This window comes from Aliidiomarina sp., from assembly GCF_047920995.1.
Taxonomy (GTDB): Bacteria; Pseudomonadota; Gammaproteobacteria; order Enterobacterales; family Alteromonadaceae; genus Aliidiomarina.
On sequence record NZ_JBLRWZ010000024.1, the window covers coordinates 1 to 18,225 of the forward strand.

Genomic DNA, 18,225 nt, shown 5'->3' on the forward strand with positions numbered 1-18,225 from the left:
GGTTTCCAGTTCACGCTCAAGGTATTCGCCTACCTGTAAAAAGGCTTCATCTAAACGGCCGGTGTTTTCCCCTACATGCACAACCGCAATAACGAGCTTGGGGAAACAATGTGGATATTCGGCCATTGCCGCCGATAAACTGCGGCCCCGCTCTAACTGATCACTAATCCCTTGTAGCGCTCGCCCTAAGCGACGATTGGTGGAATTGCTAGCTAAGCCTTCAATGGCGCGCATCATGGGCACACCCGCTTTGGTAAGCGAGTACATTTGCCGAATAAACATGATTACATCGTTTAAAGGTACCGAGCGGGTAAATATATCGCGCAGATCAATATCGAAAACGCCTTTCTCATCATCCTCTTTTTGGATGGTAATGGCGATTTCCTTAATCATCAGCGGGGTTATTCCCTGCTGTATGAGAGTGCTGGCAATAGTGCGCTCGTTCATACCTGAACGTTCGCCGCTTATACGCTTACCTTCACTATCTCGGCCTTGATATTGAAACTGTGGCATAGCCTTTAGGTCTCATTCGTAGTGTTGAGTAACGATGCCAGCGAACGGCTTTTTTCCGGCTGTTTCGCTGTTGCATCGGCTTTTGCTTTTAACTCTGCTGCTACCATTTTTTCCGCGGCATTTCTCACGGTATCTTCTTTACTCTTACTCGCGCCCTCTTCAGCTTCGGCTTCTGCTGCTTCATCAAAATCAGGAACACCGGCAACCAGTGAGAGCACTTCTTCAATCGAAGTAATGCCCTGCTTCGCATAACCATAGCCTACTTGCGCTAAAGTGCGAAAATCTTTACTGCGCATGGCTGCTTGTGCGAAGCCTTCGGTATCTGAATCACGCAAGGCGCTCATCATATCTTCATCAATTTCGAGTAACTCGAATACGCCTACTCGGCCTCGGTAGCCGGTTCTATTACACGATTGGCAACCACGGCCTTTTTTGTAGGTTTTACCCGCTTGCGATTCTTTAAACATCGCGCGCAACAGAGTGCGTTGGTAATCATCGGGCGCATGGTCTTCGGCGCAGTTTTCACACACCCGCCGCACTAGCCGTTGGGCTAACACCGCGCGCAATGCGCTGGCTACCAAATAGGGTGCTGCGCCCATATCAATTAAGCGCATCGCCGAAGTAATGGCATCATTGGTGTGCAATGTTGATAACACCAAGTGGCCGGTAATCGCACCACGTAGGCCAATTTCTACGGTTTCTTGATCACGCATCTCCCCCACCATAATGATATCCGGATCTTGCCGCAAGGTAGTGCGTAACACGCGCGCAAAGGTGAGGCCAATTTTCGCATTCACCTGTACCTGTGATATCCGCGACATCCGATATTCTACTGGGTCTTCTACGGTAATAATTTTTTTGCGTGGTTCGTTTAGTTCGCTCAACACGCCATACAAAGTGGTGGTTTTACCTGAACCTGTTGGCCCGGTTACCAAGATCATGCCGTAGGGGCGGGTCATGTGGTACCGCATTTTCTTCACCAACTCAGGCGGCATACCGGTTTTTTCTAAAGTTAACAGCCCGTTAGATTTATCCAGTAAACGCATTACGCAGGCTTCACCCCAGGCGGTAGGTAAGGTAGATAAACGCACATCGAGATGATGCTCACGCACCTTCATTTCAAAGCGGCCATCTTGGGGTAGGCGCTTTTCGGCGATATCTAACCCCGCCATCAACTTCAACCGCAATACTAAGCCCGCGGCAATGTTTTTTTCATCGAGAATATTTTCTTGTAACTGGCCATCTACCCGCACGCGAATGCGTAACGATGTTTCATCGGGCTCTAAGTGAATATCAGAAGCGCGAACCTGCACGGCATCGGCAAAAATAGAGTTTAATAAGCGCGCTACCGTTACTTCATCATCGCTGGCATCGATTAGGTTGCCGAGGCCAAAATCAGAATCTACGTTCGCTTCTTCTTGTAACTGGCTGGCGTATTGTTCAATTTCCGCGGTGCGCCGATATACGCTATCAAAGGCATCATAAAGCTGCCCTTCTGAAACTAGCGCCAGCTCTAACTCACGGGGCTGTATAAGGGCAGCTATGGCATCTACTGCGTTCAAATCGGCAGGGTCACTCATGGCTACTAACACACGGTGCTCATCGGATTTTATTGCGAGAGCACGATGTCGGCGCGCCTGCACCTCAGGAATGAGCTTAGCGTTCTCTTCGCTGGTGCGAACTTCAGAGAGATTCAGCAAGGGTAAATCGAGCTGATGGGCTAAGAATTCCATCAACTGATGTTCTTTTACATAGCCTTTTTCAATGAGAATATTACCGATTTTACGGCCAGTTTGGCGCTGCTCAGCGAGCACCTCACTAAGCTGTTCATCAGTAATTACATGCTCATGGGCGAGTAAATCACCCAAGCGCATTCTTAGGCGCGGACGATGTGCCATTAGTAACTTAATCCCTCTCGCCGATCCATTACAAAACGTCTTGATTCTGCAGTTAAGCGCGTATCCCGCAACGCTTGCCGATACGCTTCAGCCGCTTCTGCGCGTTCACCATTCATTTCTAACGCGTACCCTAGGCCTAACCACCAAGTACCTTGGTTCGGCCGCCAGGTTACCAGCTCGCGATAACTGTGCACAGCCACACCATAATAACCTAGTTCAGTTGCCAATGAGCCGCGTAAGATAAAGATATCAGCATCTGTAGGCAATATGCTACTAGTACCATTTAATACTTGCAGCGCTTCTTCAAGATCACCAGCACGCACTAGAATTCGCGCTTCCACTAGGCGAAACTCATTAAAGTTAGGCGCCAGCTGTTGGCCTGCGGCCAATAGCTGCAGTGCTTCATTTAGTGCGCCGCGTGAAAACAGCAATACTGCTAATTCGAGGCGCGCTTCATGGTGCATCGCATCGCGCTCTAACGCGGTGCGAAAGTGCTGAATCGCGCCAGGTTGATTTGCATTGCGTAACTCGCGCATGCCATCTCGATACGCTGCTTCTGCACCACCTTCCGTGCTAGCGCCAGTGCGCGATACTTGCATTTCGCTATTACGTGGTGCGGCTTGTGTTGTTGCAGCTGTTGTTGTAGTAGCTGCTGTGGTAATTGCGGAAGCGGATGTTGTACTAGTATTTACGCCCGAATGCATAGCTACAGCTGTATCGCTATCATCAACTACTGAACCATTCTGCGCATAAGAATCCTCAGCTGCTGCTCCGCCTCCTGTGCCACTAGCCCCGTTAGCGCCGTTCTCTGCAGCGCTAATACCATTTGCAGTAACGTTTGCGCTGCTAGTTTCCATACCAGAGCCCACCGCAGCACTCGCGGTTTGCTGCTCAAGTTGGGTTTCTGTGCTCGCCATTGTACTAGTGATTGGCGGCTCAGATAATTCTGCGCCTGGGTTCACCCCTAACCAGATAGCTAAAACAATAATAATTGCCACACCGCCTCCTGCTATACCAAATTTAATACGCTTATCCTGCGCTGGTTTCGGAATATACACATCGGATGGCTTCGAGCTTTCTTCACCATCTACTTTCTTATCGCGCTTATCGATATCGCGCAGCATTTGGTTAATGATACTCATAAATTTATCCATCCTAGGCTAACGGCAAGGCCGAGCATTCCTGCACACACTGCCGCAAAGCCAATTGTGAACCATAGCCAATCTTGCTTTTTCGGCATGGTTGCATCTTCTGTATCGGCTATAGCGGCCTTAATATCGGCCACTGTTACCGTATGTCTGCCATTTCCGTATGCCAGTAATAATGATTTGTGGGTTAACAAATTTACCAAGCGTGGTACACCGCGGCTGCCTTGATGCAGCCAGCTAACTACTTCATCGGGGAATAACTCAGGGCCTTTATAGCCAGCCCGCTTCGCCCGGTGGCGAATATATCGTTTTAGCTCTTCTTCCCGTAACGTACTAAGCCGATAGGAAAAGCCGATGCGTTGGCGAAGCTGGCGCAACTCGCGGGTTGCTAAGCGCTCATCAAGCTCTGGCTGACCAAACATTACCAGCTGCACGAGTTTGCGAGTTTCAGTTTCTAAATTAGAAAACAAGCGTAGCGCTTCTAAACTATCGGTGGGTAAGGCTTGCGCCTCATCAATAATCAACACCACCGAATGGCCGGAATTATTTATTTCTAGTAACTTCTGCTCAATTAATCGGGTTAACTGATGTGGATCGGCTTCATCATCGTACTCCACCCCTAGCTCTGCTGCTATCGCATGGCGCAACTCATTCGGGTTTAAGTACGGGTTTGGCACATAGGCGGTTACAAAATGGTTGGAAATTTCATTCAGTAGCTTGCGGCAAAGGATGGTTTTTCCAGTACCCACTTCACCGGTAACTTTAATGAACCCTTCTCCGGTTTTTAGCGCCGTAGAAAGCACCTGCAGTGCTTCTTCATGGCCTTGTAACTCGCAGTAAAAACCGGTATTCGGAGTTAACGTGAACGGTAACTCCGAAAAACCGAAGTGGTACAAATACATGCAACTTCCTTACTGGCTTTCATACCAGCGCCGTAATAGCTCGCGCGAACTCTCAAGCTCAGTATCCCATGTATCTACGCCAACAATGGTTGGCCGTAACATGATCACTAATTCTTTTTTAACTTCGCGCTGACGGCGGTTTTTAAACAATTCGCCAATACCAGGAATATTTCCTAATAACGGCACTTGCGATACTTGGTCAGTATAAGAGGTTTGCATTAAACCACCAATCACCACTACTTCACCATCGCGTGCACGAATAATGGTATCGGCTTCACGAATATTGCTCCGTGCTAATGGTAATACTAACGTTTCGCCCGATAGCGTAATGCGCTTTTCCTGTTCCGTTGTTTCAGTAACCGATGGGCGAATGTGCAAGGTAATGGTGCCGTCGTCACTAATTTGCGGTGTTACATCTAGGGCGATACCGGAGAAGAACGGCGTTAACTGAATGTTTGGCGTTGTAGAAGTTGCAGTACCAGTAACTGTAGTGGTAGATACATCGGTAACGAAGTATTCATCTTCACCAATCTTAATCACCGCTTTTTGGTTGTTCGTAGCCGTTACCCGTGGGTTAGAGAGCACTTGCACCTGCCCCTGAGTTGCCAGCATTTCTAACATACCGCTAAAACTGCCGCTCTGAAATTGCATGCCAACGATACCGCCGAGGGTACTGGTATCGAGATCTTGAGAGCCAAAGGTGAATTCGGTAACACCACCGCCAACGCGGCTAGTTACTTTGCTCCAATCAATGCCCTGTTGATAACCCTCACTCAAACTTACTTCTACGATACGGGCTTCCAACACCACCTGGCGCTGCAAACTATTTTCGGCGGAGCTTAAGAAATCACGGGCAGAACGAATTTCATGCGGGTACGCAGTTACTGTAGCCAAGCCTGCTTGTGGTGAAACCACCACGCGGCGACCATCGCCAGAACCTACAATGCCGCTTAAGGCATCGGCTAAATCATCCCAGAAGTCAGTTTCGGAAGTGGTAGAAATCATCGAGCCAGTTTGCCCAGCGCGGCCCATACCACCTTGCCCACCGAGGCCACCTAAACCGCCGCCAGCACCACCAAAACCGCCAGCACCACCAAAGCCGCCACCTTGGCCGCCCAGCTGGCCACCACCGCGGTTATTCTGGTTATCTTGGTCGGCAACACCGCCAGATGAGATCATGGTATTCGACATACCAAAACGGCTTAGTGCAAGGTAATTTAAGCTAATGGTTTCGGTACGCATACCCGCAGGGAATACTCGGTAAATACCCGATTCACGGCGAATATCGTAGCCATAAATATCTTGTACTACAGCAAAGGCTTCTTGCATGGTTACATTACGCAAGTTAACTGTTATGGCCCCGGTAATTTGCGGATGCACAACTACGCTATAAGGCGAATCATCGGTAATTTGCGCAAAGAAATCGGCGGCATCTACATCGCGTGCTTGAATTGAGAAGCGCGGTTCTTCGTATTGGCGTTGTTCTTGTAAAGCGCTCGCTGGCCGGCGTAATTCATCACGCACAGAAGAAGGCAAGCTTGCCGGTGCGCTGCGGGTTGATTCACCGGTTCGTAACGCGTTTTCCGCTTCTGCAAGTAGCTCATCGTTTGGCTTTGTTACACATCCTGTGAGCACACCGATGGTAATTATGGCTGTTATGCTATTTCGTAATTTCATCCGTTATCCCTTACTTCGGTTTTCCGCAATTCACCAAATACGGACAGCACTAAAACCTCGTTGCCCCGCCGCAATGTTACTCTGTTTCTATCGATACGGCTTACTCGCCATTCATCAATGTAATCTCCTAAACGAAGATGTTCATCATTTACGAGCGCTACCCGCTTCCCAGAAACTGTGGTTATCATTTTTACTTGGTATGTTTTTACTTCCGTAATGCCATCGCCGATAGCCGTAACGTGCCGAGGTGGCCGCGTTGGATCGCGTTCGCTATTCGCGAAACTCGCGTTCGATAGCAACAAGCTCCCTGCTATTGCAGCGGTTAATGTAAAAGCTAATCGTTTCATTCCGTAACCTTCTGCTGCGTAAGCGTAAATAAACGCAAGGTAACCCGTGAATTCGGATGTTGCTCTACTTCATACTGAATACCTTGCCAATACGAGCCATAAGGCAAATCTTGCAAACGATTTAAATAATCGCGTATGGCGAAGTAGCGCCCCTCTAGGGTTACTTCTACATCATGCCGATAAATTGGATATTCCACACGATTCTCTAAAAATACGGCCGGCGGCTGAATAACAAAAGACCGCACCGATACTTGGTTAGTAGATGAACGCTGCGCTGTACCCTCGAGCATACTTTGCATCCAGGTAATAAGTGCATGCGGCTCGATAAAGTACGCCACTTCTGCAAGCTCAGTGCTTAAACGCTCTGATTGCAGGGTTAATTGCCGCAATTGCTGTTCTAGAGGCCGATTCGGGTTCTCATTTAAGCGCCCTTGTAGCTGGCGAATTTCCCGATCATATTGGGCGGTAGAAGCGGTAAGTTGCGCAAGCTGGCGCTCCTTATCTTCTCGATCTAAGAACACCGGCTCTACCATTAAAATATAAAGCAACCAAGTAAAACCAAATATCGCGAGTACCGCTAACACCCACTGATCACGATTAGATTTATCGCCAAACCAAGCTTGGCCGCGCTTCATTACTTGTTTGAAATAAATTCCGCTCATAATGTAGCCTCCGTGCTTACCAACGCCATGCGTGCGCGTGCCAAAAGATAGCTGGCTTCTAAACGCTGCGTACTGGCGCTTTCATCGGCATCTTCCGCTTCAATTTCATCTACGGCATCATCTACCGCTGAACTTGCCGGGCGAGCATCACCTTCAACTTCTAGGCCTGAAACCACAAAACTTAAGCCGATATCCTCTACTCGGTTCATTTGAATGCGGCCAAAGTGGCGGCGGCTTAAATGCTCTTTATCGCGGAACTGCTGCATCCAATATGGCAATATGGCCGGATCCACAGTGAAGCCATGTAAATTCAACACGCCATTATTTTCTTCTACCTTCGTAAGCCAAATGCCGTTTTGATGCACTTGCGCTAACTCGGTAAGAATCGCCGCGTAATCGAAGCTTTGTACCCGGCCGATTTCGCGAAACTCTACTAAAATACTGCGTTGGTTTTGCGTTCGGGCACGTAGTACTCGCACGCGCCGCTCAAGCTCTGGATCTACTCGCAGCTGCGCTACTTGCGCGGATAATTGCGTGAGCAATTGTTGTTTCTGCCGCTGTTCTTGTTGCGCTACGTTTACTTGGTTAGTAAGGCTAAGCGCTTGCACTTCTAGCACAACACGCAAGCCAACCGCTGCTACCCACACCAAGAGCATTACGGTAAGTACGCGTTGAAAATCAAGAAATGGGCGTTTGGGCAGTAAATCTGCGCGATATAGATTTATAGTATGTTTCATGCGGTAGCCTTCCCTGCTGCTGGTGCGGCTTCATAAGCATGTGTGGCTGGCGTGTTCTTGCCCATGAACCACTGTAGGCCACCGATAGCTAGCAGATTACTATAATCGGCTTTCGCTGATTGCTGCGCCCACTCTGGATACGCTGAGATGGTTATCTGCATACCCAGCTGCTGCGAAATGGCCTCGCACAACTCTTCTTTCTGACCATTTTCGAACAACAGCTCGATCTCATTAATCGGATCTTGCCGCATGGGGCCCGAAAAGAAATCTAATAAACGTTGTAACTCGAGCGCAAAGCCTTCAATAAGCTTAGTATCTTCTACCTTAAGCGTATAAGGATCGTAGGTATAACGTAAACGACGCGACACAAACCAATGGCCGTTGGCAATAATATGCAGTTGCGCACGTTCACGAGGTAACTGAGTTACCATCATGAGCCTACGATTTGCTTCAGGCCAGCTGCCGAACACCAAATCGCTATGCACAATGCCTTTAATTTTAAAGTTAAACTCGCTAATAACGGCCACAATAGGCTGCACGAACTCACGGCTCGCGGCCACTACATGAATTTCGTTTTTACCAGGAGGCTGAATGGGCGGATCGAAATAATCCACCAATAAATCGGTAGCCGCAATCGGCACTAAATCACGCAACGACCATTGCAATGAAGATGCAATTTCTGCTGGTGGCAGCTCTGGGCGCTCTACGTTTACTTGGGAAATCAGCTCAGAACTTAGCACGATTTGAAGCGGTGCGTTTTTATACCCCAAGCGCTTGTGTTTTAACAGTAATTCATTTACCGCATTGGCATGATCACCAAGTTGCACAGGCAAGGTATCGCTTTCTACCAGTTTCCAATAATCACCTGCAAAACTTAAGCCGGTAGATTCTTCTTCTGGGCATGCTTCGAGCGCCGCGAGCGACACAACCGAATCACCAATACCAAGCGCGAATAGATGCTTGGTTTTATTCATCATTGGAAATTTGCGAAAAAACGACATGGCGTCCTACCCTTCGTTCAGCTTTGTGGATTACGTTAGCTTTTATTTTTATCTACATAACAGAGTATATAGCTGATTTGTTAAAACTTCCTGATAAAAGAGTATAAATACTTTCTGCAAGCAGAAAACTATGAGTGTTGTTATATAACTTATTACGAAAATGCCTCGATAACCATTATTTTATGCCGCATGCAAGCAACCCGATTGCTAGTAAGTAGCTATTACTCCACTTGCCACTGTAACGCTCTACCGGCCCAATACGGCACCCAGATTTCACCACCATGAGTAACGGTTTTTGGTGCATGCCATGGTTTTTGTAACAAGGTAATGGTTTCGGTATTACGTGGGCGGCCATAGAAATCAGCGCCAAAGTGGCTAGCAAAACCTTCAAGCTTATCTAGCGCATTCAGTTGCCCAAAGGCTTCCGCGTAGAGCTCGATAGCGGTAAAGGCAGAAAAACAGCCAGCACAACCACAGGCCGTTTCTTTTGCCGCTTGCACATGAGGGGCAGAATCGGTACCGAGGAAAAACTTCGGGTTGCCGCTAATGGCCGCTTGTTGCAGCGCTTCTTGGTGCGTTCGGCGTTTTAAAACCGGTAAGCAATAATTGTGCACATGCACGCCACCCACCAACAAATCGTTGCGGTTCATAAGAATATGTTGTGGCGTAATGGTTGCCGCCACTAGATCATGGGCTTCGCGCACAAAATCGGCGGCATCTTTGGTAGTGATATGTTCTAGCACCACTTTTAAGCGCGGGAATTTCTGGGTAATCGGAGTTAAATACCGTTCTATAAATACCCGCTCGCGGTCGAAAATATCAATTTCAGGCTCGGTAACCTCGCCATGAATCAATAAAGGCACGCCAAATTCTTGCATGGTTTCTAATACCGGCCCCATTGCATCAATGGTTTTCACGCCAGAACTCGAGTTGGTAGTGGCGCCAGCTGGATACAGTTTATAACCGATAATATTCGGGTTTTGCGCTGCTTCGCGCACATCAGCTGGGCTGGTATCTTGAGTTAAATACAGAGCCATTAGCGGTTCAAAATTACTTTCTTCCGGCAGCACAGCCATAATGTTACGCCGATATTGCTCTGCCAAAGCTACGGTAGTAACCGGCGGTACCAGGTTGGGCATTACGATAGCGCGGCGAAATACACGGACGGTAGCGGGCACTGTAATGGCCAGCATATCGCCATCACGAAAATGCAGATGCCAATCATCGGGCCGCGTGATAGTTAACGTGGCTGGTGCTGAAGATGCGGTATGAATAGCTGAAATAGAGGGTGCTGTATTCGACATAAAAAAGGCTCCGCAGGCATTCGTAGAAGTAGTGCTTCATAGAATACCATTAGAGCCTGTTTTCTCGAAAACTTTCTGCCACGTTCCGCAGGTGAAGCGCGTTCAGTTATCGTTGCCAGAACTGTTACTTATGCCCCTTTACTCGCTGGCTAGCGCTTGCACTGGATCGAGCTGCGCCGCTTTGCGCGCGGGCACATAACCGAAGATTAAACCGGTTAAGAATGCGCAACCAAACGCCATAATTACTGGGCCAGCCGCAAACACCACACTGTTACCTAAGCTGGAAATAATCCAGGTAATGCCTAAACCCAAGCCCACCCCAATTAAACCACCCAACAAGGCTACGGTTACCGCCTCTACCAAGAATTGCATGCGTATTTGCGCACCGCGCGCCCCTACTGCCATGCGAATACCAATTTCCCGGGTACGTTCGGTAACGCTCACCAGCATAATATTCATTACCCCGATGCCTCCTACTACCAGTGAAATTACGGCGATTACGCCCAGTAGCAGGGTCATGGTGTTTTGCGTTTCTGTGGCAGTTTCTATAATCGAGGCCATGTTGCGGATTTGGAAATCCTCAACACCGTGGCGCTCCAACAATAGGCTATGTACGGCATCGTTGGCACGTTGCATTACTACCGGATCGCTGTTTTCCACGGCAACCGTTACATTGCGTAGAAAACGTTGGCCAAACAAACGCAATGAGCCCGTAGAATAAGGTACGAAAACCACATCATCTTGGTCTTGCCCCCAAGGGCTCGCCCCGCGCTCACTCATTATCCCGATTACACGGAACAATACGTTGTTGATGAGCATTACCTCACCCAACGGATCCCGATCAGGAAATAGCTGGGTAGCAACCGTTTTACCGATTACCGCAACGGTGGCATACAGATCTTCATCTTCTTGGGTAAAGAAACTACCGTAAGCAAGATCCCATTGCCGTGCCACAGGGAACATATGATAAGTAGCATTTACTTGTGCTTCTTTATCAAAGCCAGCGCGGCGCAGGGTACGGTTGCCCGTTAGCTCGGGCACTGCGGCAAGAATATCGGGCAGCTCGTTAATGGCATCTACATCTTCGGGTACCAGCGTAGCCACACTCCAACGGCCCCTTTGGTTCGGCGCCCCCGGAAACACGGTAAGCAAGTTCGAGCCCATGGCGCTAATGCGATCCACCACATCTTGGCGGGCACCTTGGCCAATGGCGAGCATCGAAATTACCGCCGCCACACCAATTACGATACCCAGCAAGGTAAGTGCGGTACGGAAAATATTCTGCCGCAACGCAGTGAATGCGGTAATCACTGATCGGCCAGCATCTAGCAATGCCCCCGGCTGGCCGGCGCCGGGCCCCTGAGGTGGTACTACATGGGCGCCTTGTTCTTTGCTGCGAGTATCCGAGAGAATGTGGCCATCTTTCAGCTCAATTACCCGATCGGCATGGGCTGCCACTTCGTGATCATGGGTGATTAAGATAATGGTATGGCCTTGCGCTGATAAATCTTTGAGCAGCGCCATTACTTCTTTACCACTTTGGCTATCGAGCGCACCCGTGGGCTCATCGGCGAGAATAATTTCACCACCGTTCATCAGCGCCCGCGCTATGGAAACACGCTGCTGCTGGCCGCCCGAGAGCTCAGAAGGCTTATGATGCATGCGATCTTCAAGGCCTAGGCGAGTAAGCAATTGCTCGGCCCGTTCATGGCGCTGTTCCGAGCCCATAGAGGTGTAACCGGCCGGCAATTCCGCATTGGCTACTGCTGTAGCCCCACCCAGCAAATTGTATTGCTGGAATACGAAACCAAATGCGCTACGCCGCAGGCTCGCCAGCTGGTCTACGTTCATATCCGCAACCGCTTGGCCTTGGAAATGATATTCACCAGTGGTGGGCTTATCCAAGCACCCAAGAATATTCATTAGGGTGGATTTACCTGAACCCGAGCTACCCACGATGGCCACAAATTCACCGGCATTGATATCAATATTGATACCGTGCAATACCTGGGTGTTAATCGGCCCCGTTTGGTAGCTCTTGGTAAGGTTACGAATTTTAATCATTGGCTCGCGGCTACTTTCGTTGCCGCTTGAAGCTTGGTTCGCCATCTGCTTAGCCTCGCATCATCCGCATTCCGCCCGGAGGCATTCCAGCTTGAGTAGGAATTACTACTTCATCGCCAGCGCTTATGCCTGATTTGATTTCCGTGTGCACACGATCGCTGATGCCCACTTCTACTCGCACCGCTTCTGGGCGGCCATTGCGCATTACTTGCACTTCAAACTGGCCGCGGCCTGCTGGGCGCACTGCACTGGCTGGCACGGAAACTACACTTTCAGCACTATCCACCACAAAGAACACTTGAGTGGTCATCTGCGGTAACAACACGCCATCTGGGTTAGGAATTTCAAACAAGGCGTTATAAAGCACTACATTATTTTCAATGCTTGGCGTAGGCTCAATAATATCAAGCTTGCTATACCAACGGTGCCCGCGGTTGCCCAAAGTAGTGAAATACACATCCATGCCATCACGTAAACGGCTTACATCCGCTTCTGAAACTTGTGCTTCCACACGCATTGTTGATAAATCAGCAATGGTCATAATGGTTGGCGTAGTTTGTGCAGCGTTCAAAGTTTGCCCACGGCGAGCAACAATGTTAGTAACCGTACCCGGCATGGGTGCAAAAATACGCGTATAGTTCAGATTGGCTTCATCAGCACGTAATGATGATTCAGTTTGTTCAATTTGCGCTTGCACTGCATCGCGGCGCGCTTCTTCAGCACGCGCGGTTGCTGCGGCACTTTGCACAAGCTCTTCCGAAGTGGCGCGATCAACAAAAAGCTTCTCTTGGCGCGCCAAATTAATATTGGCTAAATCCAAGGTAGCTTCTCGTTCACGCTTTTGTGCTTGTTGAAAACGCAGTTGCGCACGCACGCCATCGAGCCGAGCTTCTAGTACGGTTGCATCAATTTCCGCGAGTACTTGGTCACGCTCAACGGTATCGCCTACTTCTACGTGCAATACCTCTAGCTGCCCCGATACCTGTGCGCCTACATCTACAAAATCAAGCGGCTGCAAACGGCCTGTTGCCGTTACTACCACTTCAATATTGCGAACTTCTGCTTTCGCGGTATTAATACGCTGTTCGCCATTGTCCTTTGGCCAAATTAACCATGTAGCCACTGCTGCAATCACCACAATGATCGCTACAGCCCACAACCAGCCACGCCCTGTTTTTTTCATGTTCTAATCACCCTCTACTAAAGGAAAAAACTGCTGGTTTATTCCAGCAGCTGTCTATTTGTAAACCCTACGGCTTCAACCCAATGTTTACGGCAACAACTCACATATCGATCGTTACCACCAATCGCAACCTGTTCTCCGGAGTTCAATGCATTGCCCTGTTCATCGCATCGATACACCATGGTGGCCTTGCGGCCGCAAAAACAAATTGTTTTAAGTTCTGTTAATTTATCAGCTATCGCCAACAACCCAGCACTGCCCGGAAAGGCATTACCAAAAGCATCAGTGCGAATGCCATAGCACATTACCGGCACGTTTAATTCATCTACCACTCGGGCCAATTGCCATACTTGTTCTGGGCTCAAAAACTGCGCTTCATCTAGCAAGATACAATCAATTACCTGCTGGCTGAGTAACTCTTGCACACGGCGAAACAAATCCGTTTTCGGCGTAAATGTTTCTGCACTTCTTGCAAGCCCAAGGCGCGAATGAATTTTGCCCTCTCCGGCTCGGGTATCCAGCGCGGGAGTAAGCAAAACCACCTGCTGATCACGCTCTTCATAGTTGTATGCTACTTGCAACAACGATGTGCTTTTGCCGGCGTTCATTGCCGAGTACGTAAAATAAAGTGATGCCATAATGTGTCTTCTTTCGTAATAGTTCGCATGTGCTTGTGCGTTTTCCGCGCAATACAATAGGGCGGACGATATGCGAGAGTGAATGTTGCTGCAATGCAAAACCGCGCAAACGCACAAAAAATGCGATATAATTCACCGCTAAATTTATGTGCAGGAGTAATTTACAGATGCAGCCATCAGCAAACCCATCGCAAACCACCTACTCACTTGATTTCATTCGTGAAATACCGAAAGCGGATATTCACCTGCACCTCGATGGTAGCTTGCGGCCACAAGGCCTGATTGAAATGGCCAAACGCAGCAAGATTGAGCTGCCATCATACACCGTTGAGGGGTTAAAAGAGTTGGTTTTTAAAGACCAATATCAAAACCTTGGCGAATATCTCAATGGCTTTCAATACACCTGCGCCGTGCTTCGTGATGTTGAGAATATGGAGCAATCGGCGTATGAGCTGGCCATGGATAACCTTGCTGAAGGGGTAAACTACATTGAAGTGCGTTTTGCGCCACAGTTGTTGATGGATCCTACCGTGGGTATTGGCTTTGATGAGGTAATGCATGCGGTAAACAACGGCTTGGCAAAAGCGAAAGCCGAGTACAATGCCCGCGCCGATGTTGGCCTTTCCGCTGGGCTGAAGCCGCCATTCGAGTACGGCATTATTAACTGTGCAATGCGTTCGTTTGGCAAGAAAGGCTTTTCACCATACTACACTCAGTTGTTCACTTTGTTGCGTGATCACGATTCGATGGATGTAATTAAAGCTGCGGCCATGGAATTGATTCGCGCCAGCGTACGCATGCGTGATGAAGATGGTTTGCCGATTGTAGGTTTAGATATTGCTGGTCAAGAAAATGGTTTCCCGGCACACAAATTTAAAGAAGTGTATGAATACGCACACCAAAACTTTCTGCTAAAAACTGTGCATGCAGGCGAAGCCTATGGGGCTGAAAGTATTTTCGCCGCACTCACCACCTGTTACGCCGATCGGTTAGGGCACGGCTACTCGTTGTTTTCACCGGATATGATTGAAGATCCGAAGATCACCGATAAAGAAGCGTATAGCCGAGCATTAGCATCGTACATTGCCGATCGCCGCATTGCGGTAGAGGTGTGCCTTACCAGTAACATGCAAACCAACCCAAGCATTGGTAATATTAAAAACCACAACTTTGGCCATATGCTAGACAGCCGTATTGCTACGGTAATTTGTACCGATAACCGGTTAGTATCGAACACTACGGTAAGCGATGAGTACAAATTGGCGCTAGATAATTTCCCCATACCATTAAAGCGCTTAAAAGATATGGTGGCGTACGGCTTTAAGAAGAACTTCTTCCCGGGTACTTATGTAGATAAACGGGCTTACGCCAAGCACACGCTTGAGTACTTTGATGTAGTAGCGCGTAAGTATGGGTTTATTTAAGGCGTTTCTTTAGCAATAACATAACCACACCAGTAAAACCCCACCTTTAAGCGGTGGGGTTTTACTGGTACCAATGCGGTTAGCTGTTGCTATTTAATAACAATCGGGTTCACTGGCGAGCCCGAACCACGGGCCATTTTCAATGGTGCAGCACTAAACAAGAAAGTATATTGACCATCTTGGGCACTATCAGCGGCTAAATCATCTAACCAATATAACTCACTGAGCACCACTCCTAAATCGCGCATTAGGGCACCATGCAATGGAATCACATAATCATCGCCATTAATGGTTTGTGGCACTAATTCCACTGCTAAGTTATCGGAGGCAATCATTGGAATCTCCATTTCATGCACCCAGCGCACTAACTCCTCACTGTAGCATAAACCCGGCTCTGTCATCGCATCCCAAGTTGCATCGGGCTGGTCATCGTAGTAGCGACCCATAGAGCCGGTGCGAATCAACAGAATATCGCGCTTTTCAATGGTTGCATTTTGCGCGGCAGCTGTAGCCTTTAAATCATCTAAGGTAACACACGCACTTGGCTGTAACCGACCAATGCGGCCGCCTTTATGTTTGCCCACATCAAGTAAAATACCGCGGCCAACAATACCATGCTCACCTAACACGCCAATATCCACATGATCATGACCATGCACCGTGCTCTCTGCAGAAACGCCACCATATACCTTATCACCATACCAAGCATGGCCTAGCGCATCTACGTGAGTAGTACCTTGCAGATACATAAACACCGCATCATCGGAGTATTTTACCCCACCTGGTAGTGGCGCTAATTTATTGGTTGAATACAGCCCTTCATCTTGCGACATAAAGTGCATGGTTGGTACGCGGCCAGGAAATACCGGGCCAACGCCATGGGTCATAGGTAATTGCAACGTAAATACTTTACCCGATGTTACTGCAGCATTACCTCTAAGTGCTTGCTGTGCATCTAGAAAATTTAGCGCGCCAATTTGATCATCATCACCCCAACGGCCCCAGTTGCTCGGCATATCCTGTTGCAACTTTTCAATATTACTAGGTTGATAATGGGGATCATGGTTATGCGCCTGAGCTGTTGAATTTACGGCATAGCCTGCGCTAAAAACTAACGCGCATGCCGCCGCTACTACCGATAGATTTGCTTTCATGAGTAAGTTCCTCGTTTTAGTTATCATTAGGTAGCCACTGTTGCGTGGCTTTATTGGTTTGTTATTACTTGTATTTATAGCCTAGGCGGAGATTCTTCGGCGGTTAAGCACCGCTATCTACACATAGGTACTTCCACTCACAATATTCATCTAGGCCCTGACGCCCGCCTTCACGGCCCAACCCAGATGCTTTAATGCCACCAAAAGGTGCTGTGGCATTAGAAATTAAACCAGTATTGATTCCTATCATGCCTGCCTCTAGAGCCGCTGCTACACGCTGAATGCGGCCCATATTTTGGGCGTAAAAATACGCGGCTAAACCAAATTCACTGGCGTTAGCGTAACCAATGGCTTGTTCTTCGCTGGTAAACGAAATCAATGGTGCCACTGGCCCAAAGGTTTCTTCACGGGTACACAACATGTTCTGATTACAGTTAACAAGTACCGTAGGGGTAAAAAAGGTGCCGCCTAACGGAGCTAGTTCGCCACCACACAACACTTCTGCACCATGCTGTTGGGCATCGGCGATGTGCTTGCGTACTTTAGCTACCGCCGCTTGATTGATTAAGGGGCCAATTTGCGCACCTGCGGTAAAGCCATCGGCCACCTTGAGTGCGGTTACTTTTTGGCGCAGTTTTTCGGCGAACTGCGCATACACTTCAGCGGCCACATACACCCGATTAGCACACACACAGGTTTGCCCAGCGTTACGAAATTTGCTATCGATTAAGCCCTGCACTGCCGCATCTAAATTTGCATCCGCAAACACAATAAAAGGCGCATTGCCACCAAGCTCTAACGATACGCGTTTCACACTATCGGCACAGGCAGCCATTAAACTGGCGCCCACAGCCGTAGAACCGGTGAAACTTAGCTTGCGCACTAACGGGCTCGAGGTAAACACCTTGCCAATGGGCTTCGCTTCACCCGTAACCACACTCAGCACCCCTGCCGGAACGCCGGCCTGTTCTGCCAGTGCCGCTAACGCAAGGGCGGTAAGTGGTGTTTCTGCTGCCGGCTTTACTACCATAGTGCAGCCCACCGCCAGTGCCGGAGCAACTTTGCGAGTTATCATGGCTGCTGGGAAGTTCCATGGTGTAATCGCCACACATACCCCCACCGGCTCACGCACCGCTTGAATTTGCTGTTGCGCACTCGCAGCTGGAATAATTTCTCCATAACTACGCCGTGCTTCCTCAGCAAACCATTCAATATAGCTTGCCGCATAGGCGATTTCGCCCTTGGCTTCTGCAACTGGCTTGCCCTGTTCGAGGGTCATAATTTCGGCTAACGCTTGTTGATTAGCCATCACCAATTCGTACCAACGGCGCAATACACCGGCCCGATCGGCAGCAGTGCGGGCGCGCCATGCTGGCCATGCGGCATGGGCAGCTGCTATCGCCCGCTCGGTTTCAGCAGCTCCTAAATTGGCCACATCGGTAATGTGCTCACCGTTAGCTGGATTGGTTACCGCAAAGGTTGCGCCGTTATCGGCAGAAACCCACTTGCCATTTACCAAGGCTTGCTGGCGAATGAAACTACGCGCGGTTTCGCTAATACTCATAGTTATATC

At 48.9% G+C, this 18,225-nt stretch carries 16 protein-coding genes; 1 reads left to right on the plus strand and 15 read right to left on the minus strand.

The genetic code is table 11. From position 1 onward, the window contains the following. The 13 genes from ACNA7P_RS07745 to ACNA7P_RS07805 form a co-directional block, all read right to left on the minus strand. Nucleotides 1-513 (minus strand): type II secretion system F family protein (locus ACNA7P_RS07745; protein ID WP_416258047.1); only part of this gene is annotated, 513 nt, incomplete at its 3' end. Between the two features lie 5 nt (nucleotides 514-518). Then, entirely contained in the window at nucleotides 519-2,411 is a 1,893-nt protein-coding gene (locus tag ACNA7P_RS07750; RefSeq protein ID WP_416258048.1) for a GspE/PulE family protein, read from the minus strand. Continuing rightward, a complete protein-coding gene (locus tag ACNA7P_RS07755; RefSeq protein WP_416258049.1) occupies nucleotides 2,411-3,553 on the minus strand; it encodes a tetratricopeptide repeat protein in 1,143 nt (380 codons plus the stop codon). The genes ACNA7P_RS07750 and ACNA7P_RS07755 overlap by 1 nt, the downstream gene beginning before the upstream one ends. Continuing rightward, a complete protein-coding gene (locus ACNA7P_RS07760) occupies nucleotides 3,550-4,461 on the minus strand; it encodes an ExeA family protein (protein WP_416258050.1) in 912 nt (303 codons plus the stop codon). The genes ACNA7P_RS07755 and ACNA7P_RS07760 overlap by 4 nt, the downstream gene beginning before the upstream one ends. Nucleotides 4,462-4,470: 9 nt before the next feature. Further along, complete coding sequence (gene mshL, locus ACNA7P_RS07765) at nucleotides 4,471-6,138, minus strand: pilus (MSHA type) biogenesis protein MshL (RefSeq protein WP_416258051.1); 1,668 nt, start codon at nucleotides 6,136-6,138, stop codon at nucleotides 4,471-4,473. Next, nucleotides 6,135-6,485, minus strand: coding sequence for a hypothetical protein (locus tag ACNA7P_RS07770; protein ID WP_416258052.1), 351 nt, complete (start codon nucleotides 6,483-6,485; stop codon nucleotides 6,135-6,137). The genes mshL and ACNA7P_RS07770 overlap by 4 nt, the downstream gene beginning before the upstream one ends. Then, nucleotides 6,482-7,147 carry a type II secretion system protein GspM gene (gene gspM, locus ACNA7P_RS07775; RefSeq protein WP_416258053.1) on the minus strand — a complete coding sequence of 222 codons (666 nt, stop codon included), beginning with the start codon at nucleotides 7,145-7,147 and terminating at the stop codon, nucleotides 6,482-6,484. The genes ACNA7P_RS07770 and gspM overlap by 4 nt, the downstream gene beginning before the upstream one ends. Then, a complete protein-coding gene (locus tag ACNA7P_RS07780; protein ID WP_416258054.1) occupies nucleotides 7,144-7,884 on the minus strand; it encodes a PilN domain-containing protein in 741 nt (246 codons plus the stop codon). The genes gspM and ACNA7P_RS07780 overlap by 4 nt, the downstream gene beginning before the upstream one ends. Beyond that, on the minus strand, nucleotides 7,881-8,885 hold the full coding sequence (locus ACNA7P_RS07785) for a hypothetical protein (RefSeq protein ID WP_416258055.1): 1,005 nt from the start codon (nucleotides 8,883-8,885) through the stop codon (nucleotides 7,881-7,883). Before ACNA7P_RS07785 ends, ACNA7P_RS07780 begins: the two co-directional genes overlap by 4 nt. A 221-nt stretch (nucleotides 8,886-9,106) precedes the next feature. Beyond that, on the minus strand, nucleotides 9,107-10,189 hold the full coding sequence (gene pyrC / locus ACNA7P_RS07790) for a dihydroorotase (RefSeq protein WP_416258056.1): 1,083 nt from the start codon (nucleotides 10,187-10,189) through the stop codon (nucleotides 9,107-9,109). Nucleotides 10,190-10,327: 138 nt separating this feature from the next. Then, nucleotides 10,328-12,298: a MacB family efflux pump subunit gene (locus ACNA7P_RS07795; protein WP_416258057.1), complete on the minus strand. Its 1,971-nt coding sequence runs from the start codon at nucleotides 12,296-12,298 to the stop codon at nucleotides 10,328-10,330. A gap of 4 nt (nucleotides 12,299-12,302) precedes the next feature. After that, a complete protein-coding gene (locus ACNA7P_RS07800) occupies nucleotides 12,303-13,436 on the minus strand; it encodes an efflux RND transporter periplasmic adaptor subunit (protein WP_416258058.1) in 1,134 nt (377 codons plus the stop codon). 38 nt (nucleotides 13,437-13,474) lie between these two features. Then, nucleotides 13,475-14,074 carry a thymidine kinase gene (locus tag ACNA7P_RS07805; RefSeq protein WP_416258059.1) on the minus strand — a complete coding sequence of 200 codons (600 nt, stop codon included), beginning with the start codon at nucleotides 14,072-14,074 and terminating at the stop codon, nucleotides 13,475-13,477. A 167-nt stretch (nucleotides 14,075-14,241) separates the two neighbouring features. On the opposite strand from ACNA7P_RS07805, the gene ACNA7P_RS07810 reads away from it, so the two are divergent. After that, nucleotides 14,242-15,498 (plus strand): adenosine deaminase family protein, encoded by a 1,257-nt coding sequence (locus ACNA7P_RS07810; RefSeq protein WP_416258060.1) that lies wholly within the window; start codon nucleotides 14,242-14,244, stop codon nucleotides 15,496-15,498. A gap of 89 nt (nucleotides 15,499-15,587) precedes the next feature. On the opposite strand, the gene ACNA7P_RS07815 is transcribed toward ACNA7P_RS07810, so the two are convergent. Continuing rightward, complete coding sequence (locus tag ACNA7P_RS07815) at nucleotides 15,588-16,652, minus strand: cyclase family protein (protein WP_416258061.1); 1,065 nt, start codon at nucleotides 16,650-16,652, stop codon at nucleotides 15,588-15,590. A gap of 103 nt (nucleotides 16,653-16,755) precedes the next feature. After that, entirely contained in the window at nucleotides 16,756-18,216 is a 1,461-nt protein-coding gene (locus ACNA7P_RS07820; RefSeq protein ID WP_416258062.1) for an NAD-dependent succinate-semialdehyde dehydrogenase, read from the minus strand. Between the last annotated feature and the right edge of the window lie 9 nt (nucleotides 18,217-18,225).